At 52.2% G+C, this 19,658-nt stretch carries 13 protein-coding genes; 3 read left to right on the forward strand and 10 right to left on the reverse strand.

What is annotated here, in order from left to right; translation table 11 throughout:
• Window positions 1-170: 170 nt before the first annotated feature.
• Complete coding sequence (locus Q8O92_03300) at window positions 171-2,255, forward strand: M28 family peptidase (GenBank protein ID MDP2982340.1); 2,085 nt, start codon at window positions 171-173, stop codon at window positions 2,253-2,255.
• A gap of 274 nt (window positions 2,256-2,529) precedes the next feature.
• Here Q8O92_03300 and Q8O92_03305 read toward each other — a convergent pair whose 3' ends face one another.
• From Q8O92_03305 to Q8O92_03325, 5 genes are all read right to left on the reverse strand, one after another.
• A complete protein-coding gene (locus Q8O92_03305; protein ID MDP2982341.1) occupies window positions 2,530-4,194 on the reverse strand; it encodes an NFACT family protein in 1,665 nt (554 codons plus the stop codon).
• A complete protein-coding gene (aroQ, locus tag Q8O92_03310; GenBank protein ID MDP2982342.1) occupies window positions 4,195-4,629 on the reverse strand; it encodes a type II 3-dehydroquinate dehydratase in 435 nt (144 codons plus the stop codon).
• 109 nt (window positions 4,630-4,738) lie between these two features.
• Entirely contained in the window at window positions 4,739-5,680 is a 942-nt protein-coding gene (locus Q8O92_03315) for a ribose-phosphate pyrophosphokinase (GenBank protein MDP2982343.1), read from the reverse strand.
• Window positions 5,681-6,167: 487 nt separating this feature from the next.
• Complete coding sequence (locus Q8O92_03320) at window positions 6,168-8,033, reverse strand: glycoside hydrolase family 127 protein (protein ID MDP2982344.1); 1,866 nt, start codon at window positions 8,031-8,033, stop codon at window positions 6,168-6,170.
• A 409-nt stretch (window positions 8,034-8,442) separates the two neighbouring features.
• The gene (locus Q8O92_03325; GenBank protein ID MDP2982345.1) at window positions 8,443-10,608 is read right to left on the reverse strand and encodes a DUF6259 domain-containing protein; all 2,166 of its coding nucleotides are present in this window, start codon (window positions 10,606-10,608) and stop codon (window positions 8,443-8,445) included.
• A gap of 224 nt (window positions 10,609-10,832) precedes the next feature.
• Between Q8O92_03325 and Q8O92_03330 the strand changes: the two genes are divergently transcribed.
• Window positions 10,833-11,366 carry an epoxyqueuosine reductase QueH gene (locus tag Q8O92_03330; protein ID MDP2982346.1) on the forward strand — a complete coding sequence of 178 codons (534 nt, stop codon included), beginning with the start codon at window positions 10,833-10,835 and terminating at the stop codon, window positions 11,364-11,366.
• Window positions 11,367-11,594: 228 nt separating this feature from the next.
• A complete protein-coding gene (locus tag Q8O92_03335; protein MDP2982347.1) occupies window positions 11,595-12,404 on the forward strand; it encodes a PIG-L family deacetylase in 810 nt (269 codons plus the stop codon).
• A 9-nt stretch (window positions 12,405-12,413) separates the two neighbouring features.
• Here Q8O92_03335 and Q8O92_03340 read toward each other — a convergent pair whose 3' ends face one another.
• The 5 genes from Q8O92_03340 to Q8O92_03360 form a co-directional block, all read right to left on the reverse strand.
• On the reverse strand, window positions 12,414-13,808 hold the full coding sequence (locus Q8O92_03340; protein MDP2982348.1) for a hypothetical protein: 1,395 nt from the start codon (window positions 13,806-13,808) through the stop codon (window positions 12,414-12,416).
• 37 nt (window positions 13,809-13,845) lie between these two features.
• Window positions 13,846-16,194, reverse strand: a complete 2,349-nt coding sequence (locus tag Q8O92_03345; protein ID MDP2982349.1) for a hypothetical protein — start codon at window positions 16,192-16,194, stop codon at window positions 13,846-13,848.
• Between the two features lie 168 nt (window positions 16,195-16,362).
• Window positions 16,363-16,788: a hypothetical protein gene (locus Q8O92_03350; protein MDP2982350.1), complete on the reverse strand. Its 426-nt coding sequence runs from the start codon at window positions 16,786-16,788 to the stop codon at window positions 16,363-16,365.
• Window positions 16,781-17,257, reverse strand: coding sequence for a hypothetical protein (locus Q8O92_03355; protein MDP2982351.1), 477 nt, complete (start codon window positions 17,255-17,257; stop codon window positions 16,781-16,783). The genes Q8O92_03350 and Q8O92_03355 overlap by 8 nt, the downstream gene beginning before the upstream one ends.
• A 150-nt stretch (window positions 17,258-17,407) precedes the next feature.
• Window positions 17,408-19,102 (reverse strand): amidohydrolase, encoded by a 1,695-nt coding sequence (locus tag Q8O92_03360; protein MDP2982352.1) that lies wholly within the window; start codon window positions 19,100-19,102, stop codon window positions 17,408-17,410.
• Between the last annotated feature and the right edge of the window lie 556 nt (window positions 19,103-19,658).

A 19,658-nucleotide genomic window follows, 5' to 3' on the forward strand; every position in this document is an offset into this window, starting at 1 on the left:
CTGCCTGTCGGCATCTCCCCTTGTTAAGGGGAGAATTCGCCACAAGCATTTTTTATCTTTCATTTTTTCTACCCCCTTCGATAAGGGGGTCGCCGCTAAGCGGCGGGGGGATATTATCTTTAAGTTTGTGAATAATTAGGGTTAACTATTCATCTGCAAAAGGAGTTACTATGTCAAGATTCATTGTTGCATTATTCGCGGCTCTCTTTACTTTCAGCTCCCTGCCGGCTTTTGTTCAGGCGGCGGATATCAATCAGCTTTTTCAGGCGGTTCAGGGTGAAATCTCCGGTAACCGGGCGCGTGATTACGTGATGCGGATCTGGCTGCACGATAAATGGAACAATCTTCCCGAATGGCAGAAAGCCAACAGGGAAGCTCAGCTCATCATGCAGGAGCGGGGATTCGACGAGGCGCTTCTCCTGGGAACCCCGGCGGACGGCGTCACCAAATCCTGCGCCTGGACCAATCCCATAGGCTGGGAAGCGAAACAGGCCACCCTCGAGGTGATCGAACCGAATGTGCCGGATGAGTTCCGCTATCTCTGCAATTACCGTGACAACCCGACTTCCCTGAACGCCTGGAGCGCGCCTACCCCTCCTGGCGGTATCGAGACGGAGCTGGTGCTTATGGAAGGTTCGAATCCGGCGGAGCTTGGCAAGCTGAACGCCTCCGGGAAGATCGTTCTCACATCGGCGGGAACGCGCGGTATGAAGCGTTTCATGGATAAATACGGCATCCTCGGATTTCTGGGCGACAACATCGAATCGCTTAATGTGGATTTCATCAACGCCAACCAGTGGCTCAACGGATGGTCGGATATGCCCGGCGGCTGGTGGATGACCAGTTACGACAGCAAGAAGAATTTCGGCTTTTCCATCTCCCAGAAAAAAGCCAATTACCTCCGCGACCTCCTTCGCCAGGGGAGAAAGGTCAGGGTGCGGGCTAAAATCGACAGCCGGTATTTCACCGACGGCCAGCTTCCCTATGTCACCGGCGTGGTGAAAGGCGCCGGGCCGGAGGGGGAGGAGGTGCTCATTACCGGGCATCTGAACGAGTGGGGCGCCAACGACAATGCCGCCGGATGCTCAGCCATCCTCGAAGCGGTAGGGACATTGAACGATCTCATCAAATCGGGAATGCTTCCCCGTCCGAAAAGGTCCATACGGGTGCTGCTTGGCGGCGAGATGTACGGTTCTCTTCCCTGGGTGGCGAAGAACCTTCAGCAGATGCATGACAAGACTGTGGCCGTGGTATGCTGCGACAGCCCCGCCGATAACTACGATCTGGCTACAACAGCAGTCGGCATCGCCATGAATCCCAATGTCTGTCCCACCTATACAGACGCCGTATTCCCTGAGATCGTCCGCCTCTACTACGCCAGATACAACCGTGACCGTCAGTGGTATACCATGCCCTATTCCATGGGAACGGACACCTATTTCTGCGAGCCGATGATCGGCGCCCCGACCAACTGGATTTACATGTTCGCCGGCGGCCACCTGCACCATAACAACATGGACACCATCGACAAGGTCGATCCCCGCTCCATCCGTGAACTGAGCTTTCTGAACGCCGCTTATCTCTACACGTTAGCCAATGCGGGATTCGATGAGGTTCCCTGGTTCGCCGGCCTGACTTTCGCCCGAGGGGTCAACGTGATCACAGAAAAGGCGACTGAGGCTGAAACAAAAGTCCAGAGCGCCAAAGACGGGATGGAGCTGGGGAAAGCCCTGGCCGACGGCATCGAGCGCATCGAGTATTACACCGGCCTTCAGAAACAGGCAGTCGAAAGCATCGAGCGGATTGTCCAGGCCGATAAGAAAGCGGCCGCTCGCGCAGCCATTTCCCGTCATACATTGTCTCTGGATGAGTTCGGCAAGTCCCTGACCAGGAGTCTGCGCGCCTTGGCCGATACCCGGAGTAAAACCGAGTCCATCGCCCTTGTTATGCCGGTAAAGCAGGCAAGCGCCTGGGAGAAAGAGGCTGCGATCATCATACCGAACCGTCACCTTCCCGGCACGCTGTTTCTCGAGGAGATACCGTTCACCGAGTGGAAGGAAGTGACGAGTTCCCCGCACTGGTGGAGCGCGAACAATCCGGCCTCGGCCTCCTGGTGGTGGGTGGACGGCAAGCGTAACCTGGTGGAGATCAAGAAGCTCTGCGAGCTAGAGTCCGGTCAGCCCATCGTCAATTTCAACCTGATCAATTACTATACATTTCTGAGAGACCACAAGTACGTGGAGTTCGTGAAATAACTGTCTGAACCTTGATTATCTTGATTCAAGGATTTTCTTGATTAAAAAAGTCTGAACCGCAGATTAATCGGATGTAATTAGCCCGAATTATACAGGTAAAAGGGATTTTAGTCTCTGTGAGCGTTAAAACTACAGCCCCCTAAATCCCCCAAAGGGGGACTTAAAAGACTGCAAGACAATGCATAATCGGTTTATTAAAAAAGTTACATTTTTGCATTTTCATCTTTACCACATGCAAGAAGCTGCACTAAAAAGGATAAGTTTGGACTTTGGGCTATTTTTTCAGCTTTGCCGGCTCGGTAAAAATTACCTTTTCATGGGTATAGGTCACCTTCCCGGGGCCTTGACCTTTCCTTTTCACCACATACTTGACCAGCGTCCATGCCACGGGGACGAAAGCCGAAGTCTTTGCTTTGGAATAGTAAGCCGCGATAGAGGCCGCCAGCTCGATGCTCCGGTGGTCGGGCATCTGCTTTCCGGGTGAGCGCAGAATGACATGCGAGCCTCCCACTCCCTGCGCATGGAGCCATACATCGTTACGGCGCGCCCAGCGGACCAGTTCATCGTTTTCAGCATCATTACGGCCCACGAGGATTTCCAGGCCGGAATCGGAAGTAAACCGCCGGGGGAATTTCTCCATCGCTTCCGGCTCCCGTGAAGCTGAGATATTCCTGGCGTATCGGGCGGCTATTTTTTTAAGCTCACGGATGTCTTCGATGGAAACAAGTGATTTCCTTTCTTCCTTTATCTCCTCCAGACGCTTCGAAAGCGTACGGAGGCGTTCCACTGCCGCTTTCGCCGCCGAACGCAGTTTGCGGGCGCGGGTGAAAAGACGTTCGGCGTTCGCGGAACCATCGAGCGCCCGGTCAAGCTCCACCTCGATCTCTCCCCCGGAATAGGGATCGGGGAGGAGAATTGATTTCATACCCTTTTTTATGAGGCGAAGACCCGCCAGCAGGGCATTCGCCCGCCGCTCAAGCTCTTCAGGCTCAGACTCTCCGCCCCGTTCATGCTCGATCTTGCTGATGGTGCCGATTATATTTTTTTCCTCACGGGCAAGGGCGGAATGGATCGACTGAAGAACGCTCCGGAATTCGAGAGCACGCTCTCGTTCTTTGGCGTAAGATGCCACCGCATCATTGAGATCGTCGAAATAACGGTCCCGTTCGGCGGCGGAAGCCATGGGAACGGGGAACACATCGCGGGGGATAGCAGTTCTGGCGTCCATGATTACAGCGCCGCCCTCTCCGCCCTGCTCTATGATTGCGATCAGGCGCAAAGCCGCGGTAAGCAGCTTTTCCTTATCCCCGCAACCGAGCGAGGAAACCGGGGTATCCGGCGCCATGCCGATGAGAGCGAGAATTTCTCCGGCAAAGATTCTGCTTCCTCCCGCAAGAGAGGACAGCACTTCCGATACCGCGCCCTCACTGGCTTCCAGCATGTTCAACAGGTTGGAAAGAGAATCGGCAGACATATCTGGGAAACCCCGTGACGGCGGCGGCTCATAGGGAATGCCGGGATAGATGGAGCGGTATCCGCTCTCACGGCGGGTTACCAGGCGGGTGGCGCCCGCTATGATTCCGCCGGGATCGACCACGATGAGATTGGCGTTGCGGCCGGTCATCTCGAAAACCAGGCGGAAGCCCGATTCCGAAGCGAACGTGAGTATTCTGTCGCCCGGAGTTCGGGTAATGCCGATGAGTTTTTTCCCGGCGAATTTTGAAAAATGCCAGTCCTGGGCGTTTTTCAGTGGAATGAACCGCTTCTCGATGACACAGAGGTAGGGCATGTCGGGAATGCAGGCAAGCTTGAGCGCTTTTTCACCCTCGAAACCGAGGTGGAGTGTGGTGAAATCTTTGAGCCGGACCGCATCGATTACCCTTCCTGAAAATTCTCTCTCCAGGAGGGTTCTCTGCGCAACGATGGTGTAGTAATCCATTTATTCAAGTATTCTCCGCATGGCATCCAGTCCGAGAATATACGAGAATTCGCCGAATCCGCTGATCTGTCCCCGGCAGACCGGGGCGGTAACCGAGGTTTTCCGGAACTCTTCGCGGCTGTGGATATTGGAGAGGTGAACTTCTACGAAGGGGATGGTTACCGCGGCGATTGCATCCCGTATGGAGATGCTTGTATGGGTATATCCTCCGGGATTGATGATCACGCCGTCGTATTTCACGGCGGCCGCCTGGATGGCATCGATAATTCCGCCCTCGCTGTTCGACTGAAACGTCTCCACCGCAAGCCCGATGGAAGCGCCGTGGCTCACTATCTCATGATTTATCGCTTCAAGCGGCTTTTCACCATAAATTCCCTTTTCACGCATCCCGAGAAGGTTGAGATTCGGGCCGTGGATGATAAGTATTTTTTTCATGGCATGCTCCATAGAAAGAAGAATAAAGAGTCATTACTTAAAAAAAATGGCAAGCGCTGGAGATGCGCCCCTCTCTTTTCAAGAGAGGGGATCAAGGGGTGAGTTCAATTCACATGAACAGCTTGGAAACGGAAGTCCCCATGTGAATTGCAGCGATGGCTTCACTGAAGAGACGGGCCACACTCAATACGGTTATTTTTGGGTGGCAGTTAGTTCTGGTCTGATCGATGGTGTTGGTGGTTACAAATTCACTGATGGGGGATTCCTGGATACGGTCGCAGGCATTTCCTGTCAGGACGCCGTGAGTACACCCTGCAATCAAATTCAGAGCTCCATGCTCCTGCAAAGCGCGGCAGGCTTCCACCATGGAACCGCCCGTGCTGACCTCATCGTCTATGATGACACAGTCCCTCCCCTTAACATCCCCGATGATCCGCAGGATGGTTGCCTTTTCATCGTCCGAGTAGCGGCGTTTGTCAAGGATCACCATGGGAACGTCGAGGCGGCGGGCGAACGCTTCGGCTCTCTTGGCGGAACCTACATCCGGGGCGGCGATGACAAAGTTTTCCAGATGTTTCTCCTCGATATAATTACTCATGGTATGCTGAATTTGAAGCTGGTCGACCGGTATCCGTGAAAAACCCACAATCTGCGGTGCATGGAGGTCCATGGTGAGGATACGGTCGGCCCCGGCTGTCTCAAGGAGATCGGCCACAAGACGGGCGGTGATGGAAATGCGCGGTTCATCTTTCTTGTCCGACCGGACATAGGGATAGTAGGGCATGACCGCTGTAATCCGTGAAGCGGATGCATACTTGAGGGCGTCGATGATGATGAGGAGCTCCATGAGCGCCTCGTTGGTATCCGGATACCCTGTCTGGATAACGAATACGTCATCTTCCCGTACGCTCTCCTCGATCCGCACCTTTATGTTACAGTTGGAAAACTTGTTTGCTGTCATCTGGCCGGGATTGATGGAAAGAGAATCGCAGATTTCCTGCGCCAGTTCCGGATTGGATTGCCCGGCAAATATTTTAAGACGCCGTTTCAAAGTCTGCTCCTTTCTGGTTTCAGCGGTTTGGTATAGTATGACATAAGATTTTGAAATCTTTGATTTATTCTCTCGCAAAGTTCGCAAAGTCAATAAAGCAAGGAAAAGACAGGAAATTCGAATGCATCACGGATAATTTATGGTATCTGAATAATTTTTCAAGGCTTGTGAAAGAGCTGCTTTTTATCATCATTTAGATCCTGAAACGGTTTTATCGTTCCCGCGAAGCGGCAACGAGTTCAGGATGACGTCATGCCGAACTTGTTTCGGCATCTCTCAATTAAAAGAAGGTTTTTCACAAGCCTTTAACATAATGTTGGAATACAAAAAAAAATTATTGAAACAAGTATTTTTTCTTTGCGAACTTTGCGAACTTTGCGAGAAACGGTTTCATCGTTCCCGCGAAGCGGCAACTGTATTTCTAAGGTTTCTATAAATGTAAGAAAAAAAAGTGGGGATTTCAACCGGCAGTTCGCTCTCTTGGGCTTTATTTTTCCGCCACCGGGAACTCGGTGATCCGCAGTTTCGCGGAACCGTACGGGATAAGCTGCAATTCCTCCGCCGGGCTTGTTGTGGATACAGGGCTCTCCGGGGGCGGGGCAGCCGAGGCGCCATCCAGCCCCCATGAAGGAATCTTGCGACCCTGTGCTGTAATAACCACCGGGGCTTTAAGCTCGGAGAAACAGGGCATGCTTACCGGTTTTTCCTCCACTTTGAGCGACTTTTCAGGCTGCTTGTCATCAAGGATGAGCGCATAGTTCCAGGGGCCGGTCGGACGGACTTCATAGTCTGAGTGCGGAGCTTCTCCGCGCACCTGATTCCACTCTGAACCGATGCGGAGCGAGAAGGTGAGCGGGCCGCGATAGATGACCGCAGAATTGTTGAACCGGCGGGCCACCCGAAGCTTCATGGGGAAATTGATAGTTACCCTGTCGCCGTTCTTCCAGGTGCGGCCGATGATATGGAATGCGCCGGGAGCAGGCGCGGTCCTGGATTCACTGTTCACCGCCACTTCGGCTTTCTCCGCCCAGCCGGGGATACGAAGATAGAGCGGGAAGCTTTCCTGGCCGGAGACTTTTATCTCCAGCTCGATTGCGCCATAGAAGGGATAATCGGTTTTTTCGATGATGGTGACAGGCTTTGAATTGACCGTTCCGGTGACTTCCGAGGGGCCGTAGGCGATGGCGGCAAATCCCCCGTCCGGCGTTCCCATCCACATATGGCTGACCAGTTTCGGCCAGCCCTGGTTGAAATTGCCGGTGCAGCATTTGTAATTGGGCGCAAGCCCGAAGATATTGGCGTCCGGGCCGTTTGTCCAGTCGCGTTTTTCTATCGTGCAGAGGACCTGGTTGGCCTGCTGGTCATACTGGTGCGCCCACATGTCAGCGGTGAATGCGCCGGGAAGATTATTGAAGCCCAGGGATTCGAGACGGTCGGCGTACGCGGTTCCGCCGAAAAAGGAGGTGAGCATCTCCAGAGAGAACATATATTCCACCACCGCGCAGAGTTCCGTGCCCTGTGAGGGATTGAGGCCGGAAAGGTGTTCGTCTCCGGTGAAAAGTCCGGTAGCGCATCCGTGGAACCGATCGAGCATTTTGATGGCCTGATCGGAGCCGGTACGGTCTTCCCCAAGGCCGGAGAAGAGGCTCCAGAGCGCAGGATACTTCACCGCCATGGCATGGTTGACCACATGGGTAGCCATATTTGGATTCTGCCGCACCTTGTTTTCGATGGTGAAAAAGGTGAAGTGGTCGGTCCAGTTATAACCCTGCGCATGGAGAAGGGAAGCGGTTTCTCCGAAAATCGGGCAGAACCTTCGCTCGCAGAACCAGATAAGCGGCAGGAGGTACTCGCCCCATCGGAATTTTGCCCATATAGTGAGAGGACTATCCTCGAGCGATTTCCGGAGGAGCATGAAATACGCTCCCATAGCCGTTTCCACCCGCTGGTCATGCGATGCCTCTCCATACTGGGCGAGCGCCTTGAGCATGACCGCCCGAGGCCACCATTTGTCCGAATTGTCTGTTCTCGGGCCGATCCAGCCGTCCGATCCCAGGTTGGATAGGGTCCAGTTCATCCATTTGGAGACTTTTGCCTTGAGTTTGGAGTCTTCCAGCAAGTAAGCCAGGGGCGTCAAACCGTCCAGGTAGTACGGCCCCAGCTCCCATGACTCTCCTTTTCCGCCCAGCCAGCCGCTTTCCGGCCCGAGATCGGGGAAAAATTCATCCAGGTGGCCGGAAAGCCCCTCGGCCTGGATTACAAGCTGCTCGCGGAGCCATCCGCGGGGGAGCACTGTTCCGAGCGGCAGGGGAATAAAGGTTCTTTTGGGTGGTTCAACGGAAAGTTTGAGCATGGTTTGGACTCCGGGAGAATAAAGCAGCAAAGTGACAGAGTGACAAAGTAACAAAGTGACAAAGTTAAAAGAAAAGGCGCAAAGGCACAAAGAGAAAAGACTGTCTGAATAGCATAAAAATAAGGATGAAGGATGAAATAAGACACAAAACAGAAGAAAAGCATTTATTTTGAGCTATCTGAGGCTTTTGCAAAAGTCGAGATTGTTTGAAGCAGCCCCCTTCAGGGGGAAAGGGACAGAGGGATAGGGGGCTGTAGTTAAAAAACTCGTTTTCTTTTTTACGTTTAACACGACTTTTGCAAAAAGCCTCATCTTTTTAATCTTTTTTCATCTTTTATCATTTGCATCATTCGCATCAGTGGTTCAGACATTCTTTTTACTTAGGCACTTTGGCACTCAGGCACTTTCTTCATCTGATATGTATCATCACCGCGCTGTCGGCCGGGATGGTGAAGGATTCCCCATTTCCGGCGAGCTTGCCTATATCAAGTTTTACAGGCGCGGGTACGCCCGTCATCTCGACAGACTGCACCCCCGGCAAAGCATACGGTAAAGCCTTCGGTTCAATTTTACAGGCAACCGTTCTCGGTTCCGGATTGAAATTTCCAAGGAGAATGTAGGCTTCTCCGGGGCGGCTGTAGAGCGCGGAGGCGCAGTTAGCTCCGTCCAAAGTCACCGAGGTGTTCCGGTAATCTTCGAACCGGTATTTCTCGATGTCGCCGAGAGGCCGGAGGATGGTGTAAAGCTCTTTCGCCTCAGGGCTTGCAGGCCATGGCGCAACCCCGGTAAGCAGGGTTTCAAGGGCAAGGAGACGGTGCAGCCGTTTTGGTGCATTGGAATCGATAGTGCCGTATCCGATCACCCCCCGCGACCGCGCGCCGGCAAAATTCCATTCAAGGGGGAGATCATCGACAGGGGGCACCGCTTTCGACAGCCACCCATAACCCCACTCCATCCCGACGACGTAATTTGCGAAGTTTTCGGTGACGAACATCGGCGTCATGGTATCGTGGACGATGATCATTCCAGTGGGGCCGACCCGTTCACGGGTCCATTCCATGAGGCTTACGAGGCCGTCCATGTCCCAGTGCCCGGTGGGTGAGAGCGCAAGCGTTCCCAGTCCGCGGTCGGGAGAAATCCCGTTGGAGGTCTTCCCCATGTGAAGGGGATTGTTGCAGTAGAGCGCCACATTCCAGTCGAAATAGACGCCGTCGAGCTTGTGGTTCTTCAGCACCCGGTCGATGCAGAACTCCAGATACTCGAGCCAGCCTGATTTCAGGCACATCTGCGCCCCGAATTCATCCTTGCCGTATCTGTTGTGAATGAGCTTCCCCGAATCATCCGGCTTTCTCCCCCATTCCTCGCCGTGCTCCTTGAAAGCGTCGGTGGAAGGATGCAGTTCCTTGTTGGAGAAATAGGTCGCCGCCTTGATCCCGTATTTGTGGCAGTTCGCGATAACCTCGTCATATTTTTTCATGTCTTCGGGAGGATAGGGCGGATAGGAGCCATCGCGCCAGAACAAACCGTCCCCGTAAGCGTCTCCGTCATTATGGCAGTGCGCGGTGCGGATGCCTGAATCAGCCCACTTTTTGACATTTTCTTCGGAAACCCAGGCGCCCTTGCTGCGGTTGAATGAGGTATGGAGCCAGGGCTTGTTGGCATGCCCTTCCAGGATGGAAAAACCGATGTAATAATCGAAGGTGTACAGCCCTTTCAGAGTTACAGAGCCGGGGATGTACAGGGGACTGATGGAAACCGACACTCCGAGTGGATGGGTCAAGGTTCTTACATTACAATATCCGTTGCCTGGCTCGCCGGAAAGCTGATAATCCCATTGTGAGAGGTCGTCCGAAACGAACCACTCTATCCCCTCGATTCCCTGGTTGGCAAGAACCAGATAACGCGGCACGAACCGTGTCATGAGCGGCGGGTCGAAATGTGTGCCCGCACGAGCCTTTCTCCACTCGCACACTCCAAAAGTGGTAGGGCTCGTGCCTTCCTGGTAGGTTATGTCCTGTCGGATACCGTACTGACTGAGGCCGGGATCGAACACGGTTGAAAGCACGGTCACCCGGCTTGTTTTCATTGCGGTATCCGGGAATATAATTTCTTTATGGATTTTTACATACCCCCAGCGGTATTCATAGCGGGTTTTAACCCGGATTCCGCCCTCTTTGCTGTTCCGGTCGAGGAGCGGGCAGTCTACAGTTACCGTAACATAGTTGCCTTTTTTGACCTGATTCACTACCGGGCCGGAATTAGAAAGATCGCTGTAGCTCCCGCCGGATGTTTGCACGCTCGTTTCAACCGGCTGGAGGATCAGACTGGCTGCATGGCCGTAGGCGTATTTGATGGAAGAGAGAGCGCCTCCCTTTTTCAGGTTATGCTGTATGGTATAAAATGGCGTGGAAAGAGTCAGTGTGCCTGCGGTGTCATCACGCTGCACGGTATACTCCTGGGGCCAGCAGCCTGGAAGGCTTTGTCCGGGCTGCGCCGTCGCCATAACCGGAAAACACAGCGACAGACAGGCAAAGATTGCCGGAAAGCGAAAGAGGAGATTCTTTCCTGGATACATGGTATTCCCTTTCCTGCGAATTGTTGTATTTTTAGGAGAATGGAAGCTATATTATACAGGGCGAAAGTTTTTGTTCTGTTTTTTTAGATGCCGAAACAAGTTCGGCATGACATGTGTCATCCTGAACTCGTTTCAGGATCTATTTGCTTTGCTTTAGTCCAGGGAAAACACCAGCACCTATAATTTACCAATTTCTTTTCCATTGTCCAGAATAAGTTTATGGAATGAAAAAACTTCTCCTCCATATCTGCTGCGGGCCCTGCGCAACCCATGTCATACATGCTCTCCGCGGGGAATATGCAGTCACCGGATATTTCTATAACCCGAACATCCATCCGGCGGATGAATATTCACGGCGGCTTGGGGTGGTGAAAGAGGTTTCACGTCATCTCGATGCGCCGGTCATCGAAGGAACCTATGATCCTCCGCTGTTTTTCACGGCAGTGCAGGGATTGGAAAAAGAGCCGGAAAACGGCGCCCGGTGCCTTGTTTGCTGCCGCCTCCGTCTGACCGGAGCATGCCGGTATGCGTCGGAGAACGGTTATGGTCTTGCGGCAAGCACACTCACCCTGGGACCCATGAAAAAAGCCTCTCTCATCAATCCCATCGGTGTGGAAGAGGCCCGCCGGGCCGGTGTAGAGTTCCTGGAAGCCGACTGGAAGAAGAAGGACGGTTTCCGGCATTCGTGCGAGCTGTCCAGAGAGTACGGAATTTACCGCCAGCATTACTGCGGGTGTAGGTTCTCTTTGGCAGAATAAAGAGAAAAGAAAATATTAGACAGGATTAACAGGACAAAAACTATAAAATGAAATCTTGTAAAATCATGTAAATCATGTCAAAAAAAATAAAAGAAATTAGACAGGATTAACAGGATTAACAGGACAATAACTATAAAATGAAATCTTGTAAAATCATGTAAATCATGTCAAAAAAAAAATCATTCATGAGCCATAGTTCATAGGGATTAAAGGGAAAAAGGAAAAACCATGAATATCATTGTTTTCGGAGCGCACCCGGACGACTGCGAACTACAGGCAGGGGGAACCGCCATCAAATGGGTTCGGGCGGGACATCGGGTCAAATTCGTTTCGGTCACCAACGGTGACGCCGGGCACCAGGACCACACGAGAAAAGAGCTGGCCCGGATAAGGAAAGCGGAAGCTGCTGCCGCAGATGCCGTCCTCGGCGTCACATCGGAAGTCCTCAACAATCCGGACGGCGAGCTTTTGCCCACCCTGGAGGTACGGTTCAATCTCATCAGGCTCATTCGGAAATGGGATGCGGACATGGTTATCACCCACCGTCACAATGACTACCATCCTGACCACCGGAATACCGGACTTCTCGTTCAGGACACCGCCTACATGGTCATCGTCCCAAAAGTATGCCCGGATACTCCTCCGCTGAAGAAAAATCCCGTTTACCTGTATACTTCCGACCGTTTCAAAAGCCCGGAGCCTTTCCGCCCGGATGTCATTGTTCCTATAGATGACGTCTTCATTCAGAAAATCTGCGCGCTCCACTGCATGCCCTCACAGTTCTATGAGTGGCTGCCCTGGACCGGGGGAAACCTTGACAAAGTTCCGAAAACGGATGAGGAGCGCCGGGCTTCCCTTGAGAAATCAAGGCGCACGGAGATGCCGGGCAGCATGAGAACAGCAGCGGAAAAAATGTATGGCAAAGAGGCGGCGGATTTAATTAAGCTGGTCGAAGCGTTCCAGGTCTGCGAATACGGCCGTCAACCCTCACGCGCAGAGCTTCAAAAGCTATTCCCGTTTCTTCCGCCTTTTAGATAAGAGACGGGCTCAGCTGATCACCTTCACATTCAGAGGCGCCCGCAACTGGAAATTCAGCGCATCAACCGGATCGAATTTCTTCTCCATCCCGAATTCGTAGAGCAGGTAGGCGTTCTTTTCGTAATACGATGACCCTTTGGGGACCGGGATAAGGTTTTTATCGATCTCGCTCAGAGACATGGTAGTATAACCCCGAGGGGAGTAAATGAGGCTCCGGAACCAGTAGAATCCCTCGTCGTGCTCGCTGATCACCGTGTGGGAATTATAGAGCGGCGAAGGCTCTCCGGTGAGCACATTCTTGTTTTCCCACTCCAGCCGGATACTGGCGACCGCATCGCCGTTCTTGATGTTGCAGAGACTGAACCAGGCCATGTTCGGCGGCAGAGAGCTGCCCAGGCTGTGCCCGCCGAGCCGGATGGTGTCATCCCCCCAAACCTTCGTGGTGCCAATCTCGCCGTTATCGGTATCCAGCATGTCCGGTGTCTTGTCGCGCCAGCCGGCATGGGTGAAATCGGTGCGCCCGAACGCCAGCTCGTCGTTACGGATGGCGAAAGTACGGGTATCCTTTTTGGCTTCTATACGCGAGGACATGATAAACCAGGGAAGTCCGGCATAGAAGCGGTAGTACACCTCCATATACACCGTGTCCTGGTTCGGAATGAGCTGACGGCGTTTGATGGAAAAAAAGATCGGTCCGCTCTCCACCTCATGAGGCGGATCGACAAAGTGATGAGCGTAGAACCAGGTATACCCATCTTTCGGGAAATTCTCGGGGATGACAATGAAATCGGGATTCCAATGCAGTGTGCCGAACTTGAACCTTAACGAGGCTTTGGAAGAAAACTTCAAATCTATCTGGTCTATCTGCCCGCTCTTTTCCTCGGTTAAAATCCTGTAGTGGCTGTTGTCGATGGTATACTTAACCCTTTCCCCTTTCACCGAAAGCGGCGACTGATACCGGGGCGCCGGGGCATCCGGGTTTCCATGGCAAACATAGTACGTTTCCGTCGTATAAGCCTTTACATCGGTGAAAAATGCGATGCGCGCCCTCACCGGAACATTGGCGCTGTCTTTAGGCGCGATCTTGCCGTTTCTGATGTCATACACCTGGCAGGGTATCTCGGTGAAGATTTTGTCGACGGGGGAATAACGCACCACCCGTACATCCCTTTTCACCAGATCGGGAATCGCAGTGAGGTTTTTCTTTGTTGCCTGCTCGGTGAGCTGTATTTCGATATCCACCGGCTCACGGGTGCGGTCGATTCCTGCTGTTTCCTGAACCAGGACTTTCTGGGAATGCTTCCAGGCCGGATTCCAGGTCGGGTTGGTCTGAGCCGAAAGCGCGCCTGCCAGACCGGCGGCAGATAAGGCCATGATCACTGCTCTGAATGTGTTTTTTTTCATGGTTACTCTGTTCTCCGTTGTGTGCAATTCTGTGCGATTATTTTCCCGCCTGATTTTCCAGCAGGAATACCCGTGTTTCCGGGGCTTTAAGGTCGAAAACGATCTCGCCGGTGTTTTTCGCATATTCCTTCCCGCTGATAAGGTCTTTCACACGGTATTTCCCCGGCAGGCTGATTTTCTTTTTCTCTGACTTGAGGGAATGCAGGGCTACCACGCAGTTGTCTGCCATGAACACATCGTTTGATTCCGTATAGACATGCGTTCCGGCATAGCGGGCGATATTCCGCCAGAGATTCGCCGGAAGAGGAACCGCAGTGGTGAAAATCGCCGCATAATCGCCCGCCCCAAGAGATTCCTTCCCCTGGTACTTTCCTGCCGCTCCCTTTCCGAACTCCTTGATGGCAAGCCCGATATGGTTGTTGCCGCCTTTGGCCCATGCAAGCCCCAGCTCGTCGCCGTCGGTGGGCATCATCACCGGGCCGTAGGGCAGGGGTCCGCCGATGACGGTGTCGGCGTCAAGGTTACGGGTGATCGGATGCTTGAAGTTGGAAATAAGAATGCGCCGGGGGGCGTTTGCCGGAAGCATCTCGAACTGAAATCCGGTGAGTTTTGATGCCGAAGCTGTTCCGATCACTTTGCCGTCGGAGATTCCGGAACCCGGTCCCCAGATCACTATGTTACCCTCACGGAAGACTTTCTTCTTCAATAATTCCAGCCGCTGGTCGTCCACGCGGAAGAGGTTGGGGAAATAGAAAACCCTGTGTTTGGGAAAATTGTCGAGGGCTAAATCCTCGAACAGGTAAATGTTGTGGGGCGCTCCGCAGCGGGCTAAACCCATCTTCTCTTCCCACATGATGGCATCGTTGAAAAAGTTGCCGGCGCCGTTGGTTTCAAGCGCCGCGGAATCATCGAGGATCATGGCGATGCCCGGCATTGTCTCGTGCTTCCAGGCGAGCGATTCCCGGATGACCTCCACCTGGCGCTGTATGACATCCTGCACGGGCTTGTCCCCGAACCAGTCCGCAATGAAGAAACCGTACATCCAGTAGGAATTGAATCCCCTCGCCCAGCCTGCGGCGAAGTTACGCCAGGTGATGGCCGCCCATTCCTGGTAATTGCGGGCTGTGCCGATGTCCTTGTTGCCGCTGCGTGTGTCCATTTCGGCCCAGAAGTATTTGCCGCGCAGGACAGCAGTATCAGCGGCGCCCTCGGGCTCATAGACGCCGCCGATGCCGCGCGCCTGGTAATCGTGCGGGGTGAGAATCCCGGAAAGCCCCGGAGCGGTGGAGATCAGATTCGCCACATCCATATGTCCGGAGCCTGCCATGAATTCCGGGTAGGCCAGGCTCCAGGATACCTTTTCTCCGAAGCTGGGATAGCCGAAGAATCCCTTGAGATTCCAGCCGAGCATAACCTGCTTGAGGGCGTCATGAAGAATGAGCACCTTACGGTTCGCAGCCTTTTCCATGGCCTCGCCGCACCGGCTGAAACGGAGGTGGAAGAGATCGCGGGTCAGCTCCAGGTAATCACGCAGAGGCTGGTTATCCTTCGCGTTCTGCCAGTAGAGGAGGCCGGAAACTTCGGGAACCGTGCCGCGCAGCTTGTCCTTCGGTATATCCGCCGACTCGAAGGAAAGGGTCGAATCGCCGTACGCCGCTCGAAGCTTCTGCACCGTGACATATTTCTTGCGGAGGAAGTTGCGGTACTTCTGCGCCATGACCGGATTGTGATCGAACAGCCAGCCGTCCGCCACAGGCATATGGCTCCCTTCCTCGAGGTAGTGGGTATTGTATCCGATGACCCGGTTCCCCCAGGGCTGCGCTTCACAGTACTTTACCAGCGCGGCGCCGAAAGCGGCGGCTTTCTCCCAGAAAGCATCCGAGGCGAGCGAGGGAGTATCCTGAGCCTTCCCTTCCTCGTTGATGGTGAACTCGTTCGGGTGCTTCTCTGCCCAGGATTTCGGGGCGCGGGTGTAGAAGCGGATGATGATGTACGCTTCCGGGTCGCCCGCGAGGATGTGCTTCGCCTGATCGTCCAAAGTGAACACGGAGGAAGGCTGCTCGACAAGCTGTTTTTCCGACACTGTCTCGCCGATCCACCAGCGGGTGGAATTATAATCGCTGGGGAGCCTGTCTATCCAGATGGGATACACACCCATCTTGTGTTTGTAGAAGAGGTGCATATACTTGTCGTAATACTCTTTTGTCGACCCAGGGCTGTATCCGGGAAGAGCGTCGGGCTTGCCGTCGATGAACACGGTCGGGCGGCCGTTATACATTTTCACCTCGACATCGGGCAGTTTTTTCTGAGCCAGGGCGATGTTCCCGAGCGCCGGGGATAAAGTCAGGAAGGCAAAAGAGAGAAACATCATTCGCAGTGTATGCATTGGAAACTCCTTTCGCAGAAAGATGATATTCCGCAATTTTTCATGGGGGGGGAAACTTATGAGAAATGAATATACCAATTACGGGGACACACTGCAAGAATAGGGAAAATGAATTTTACTTCAGTTATTGGAGTATAGATTGCCCAAAACTCGGAAGTTTGATGAACTTTACAATAATGAAGCGTTTTGAGGAGAAAGGAACTTTTGGGCGGATTTTTCAACTTGAAGGAGGTGATTGTTCAGTATTATCGATATCACATCATCAGGACTCATGTATTCTGAAAAACTGTTGACTGTTGATGTCCGAGGCCCTTCAAGATATCGAGCGATGGTAGCGGCTGCCCATAAGGGCCGATAGTGTATATAGATATTTTTGTACTTATTATTTGTTTTGAGAAACCTGTCCCGGTTCTCATGATTTTGACCATGTCGAATTTCAGGATCGTTAAAAAATAATGCTTCTACAATATGCAATGCCTTATAAAATGCTGCTATGGTAATCCAGTCGTGGAATTGAGATTTGTTTTCAAGCAGATGATTGATTAAATCCTGGTTATGTTTCGCTAGAAGAATATGAACTGATTCATCAGGCATTGTTATACCGTAAGGAGGCTTTTGGGTCCAAAAAAGATGATATTTGTTCAAAATCCACTTGAGGAATGGCAAGTACGCTGAGTTTTATTTTATCATAGTTTTTATCCCGAGCGATTTCAATATCGAGATCAGTGAGCCCGTTCTCAAATTTGCCATTATACTTTTTAGAATTACGAACCACCAGAAAAAGCAACCCGGCATCACGGACAGTTAAAAAGGCGCTTTCAATTTCGCCTTTGTTTCCATGAATCCATTGGGCGAGTCTTTCCAGAAGCTTTTGAAACTGGTTGGAGAAAGCGCTTGTATAATTATATGCTCTGCAAGCCTGGATGGCTTTATCAACTGTCAGGTAAAACGACTCCTCATCTGCAGGAATAACAGTAATGTAATTCTCCTTTTCCTGATAGTGCAGTTGAATCGGAGTAACGAAATTTTCAATCTTTTTTACTGTGGCTTTCGGAGTCGACATAGAAAACTCCTTAATTTGAGTTGTACAGGTAAAAATACCAAATATATTTAAATAGCAATACATTCATTTCGTTTTCTCAGTCATAGTATAATAAGTTCACCAGATAAGTCAAGTACTTTTTGTCAAATCTTATTTATCTTTCATCCTTTATCATTTCCTCTGGTATCTCACTTTCCCGCCCACAATCGTATATTCTGGAACCGTGGTCAGTATTTCCTTAGGCGCCACTGTCAGGATATCTCTGGAGAGCACCACCATGTCGGCAAGTTTTCCCGCTTCTATCGAGCCGAGCAGCTTCTCCTGAAAAGCAGCATAGGCTGCCCAGATGGTGAATCCGCGAAGGGCCTGCTCACGGGTCATCCGCTCTTCCGGAAACCAGCCGTTCGTGGGCCATCCTTTGGGGTCCTTACGGGTGATTGCGGCGTATATACCGAGCATCGGGTTGATCTCCTCTACAGGGAAATCGGATCCGCAGGGAATGAACGCCCCGGTTTTGAGAAACTTCTGCCACACATAAGCCCCCTCGATGCGTTCCGGCCCCAGACGGTCCTGCGCCCAGTACATGTCCGAAGTGGCGTGAGTGGGCTGCATGGAGGGAATCACCCCCAGGGCGGCGAAACGAGGAATATCTTCCGGCGAAACCACCTGGGCATGCTCGATGCGAAACCGGTGATCGGGGGTAGGATGGGCGCGGAAAGCCTGTTCGTAAGCGTCGAGGGCCAACCGATTGCCCCGGTCGCCGATGGCGTGGGTGCAGACCTGGAATCCGGCTGCGAGAGCGCTTTCCGAAACTTTTTCTACCCGCTCGAAAGAAGCGGTCAAAAGGCCGCTGTATCCCGGACGGTCGGAATAAGGCTCCAGGAGCGCCGCGCCCCGTGAGCCGAGGGTGCCGTCGATAAAGAGCTTGATGCTCCGCACGGTCAGGCAATGGCCGCCGTAATCCGGAAGCAAGTTTTTCTTCATAAAGCCCGCCAGATCGTCAACTCCGGGATCGGAGAGCATGGCATAAATGCGGAGCCCCATACGGTCGTGGTCGATGAGATACTTGTAGTGTTCCACAGTTACGGGGGACACTCCGGCGTCATGGATGCCTGTTAGTCCGGCGGCGAGACAGTTTTTCGCAGCGGCAGCCAGGTTTTTCCGCTCGCGCTCCGGAGGGATGTCGGGAATACGCGAGTATACCAGATGCATGGCGTGGTCGATAAACACCCCGGTCGGGGCGCCGTCTTTTCTCCGGAGGATTTCACCACCCGGGAGGTTTGGGGTTTGTGTTGTGATCCCGCACATCTCCATGGCCTTTTTGTTGGCGATGCCCGCGTGACCGTCCACCCGCACGAGCCACACCGGATTATTCGGGACAGCTTTCGTGAGCAGTTCGTGGGAGGGCATTTCCTTGCTGTCCCAGTCGTTCTGATCCCAGCTTCTGCCGAGTATCCATTCACCGGGAAGGGTCGTTTTGGCTTTTTTAGCGACCATGTCAACGATCTCTTGAAACAGGTTTGTGCCCCGTAAATCCAGCTCTGCGAGGGCTTCGGCGTAACCCGGCAGATGAGCGTGAGCGTCGATAAGACCGGGAACTACCAGTTTCCCGTCCAGCTCGATAACCTGTGTGCCAGGGCCGATATAGGGTTTCATCTCGCTGCTTTTGCCGACCTTGACAATCCTGTCCCCGCTGACCGCCACCGCTTCGGCAAAGAAGAAAACAGAATCGACAGTGGCAATTTTCCCGCCGCGCAGCACCAGGTCAGCCGGTTTAACCGGGGCGCCGCTGCAGGATACGATGGAAAAAACCGCGAGACCGGACAGTAAACCTGCAACGGTTAAGTTATGGGGAAATAGTTCCAAGGTGAACTCCTTGAAAAAAGGATAGTTATTTTAAAATATATGCACTTGTATTTTTTCAATTAATTTTAGATAATTTTGACAGGATTGACAAGATTAACAGGATTATTTGTAAATGAATTATTCATAAGTTTTTTCCATTCTGTATAAGGTATAGATACTGAAACAAGTTCAGGATGACACGTGTCATGCAAAACTCGTTTCGGCATCTGATTTGAAAATAAATGCAATAAAATCTGACGTTATCTCTTTGTCAGAATTTACATGATTAATATGATTATACTTTTGTTTTTTCTAGCCCGGATTATTCATAAAGTTACATAAGTATTATCTCAACTTATTTTTAAACAAACACTTAAGCCTACTTTTTTGAAGGCAACCCCCTAAATCCCCCAAAGGGGGACTTGGTATGGTAAAGATAATAACATGTAAGTTCAACAAAATTGTAAAATAACTGTTAGGCTTTGTCTTTCAGCCTTTTAAGTCCCCCCTTGGGGGATTTAGGGGGCTGTAGTTTTAAAGCTTACAAAAAGAAAATCCTTTTTTATGAATAATCCGG

It is taken from the genome of Candidatus Latescibacter sp. (assembly GCA_030692375.1).
Lineage (GTDB): Bacteria > Latescibacterota > Latescibacteria > Latescibacterales > Latescibacteraceae > JAUYCD01.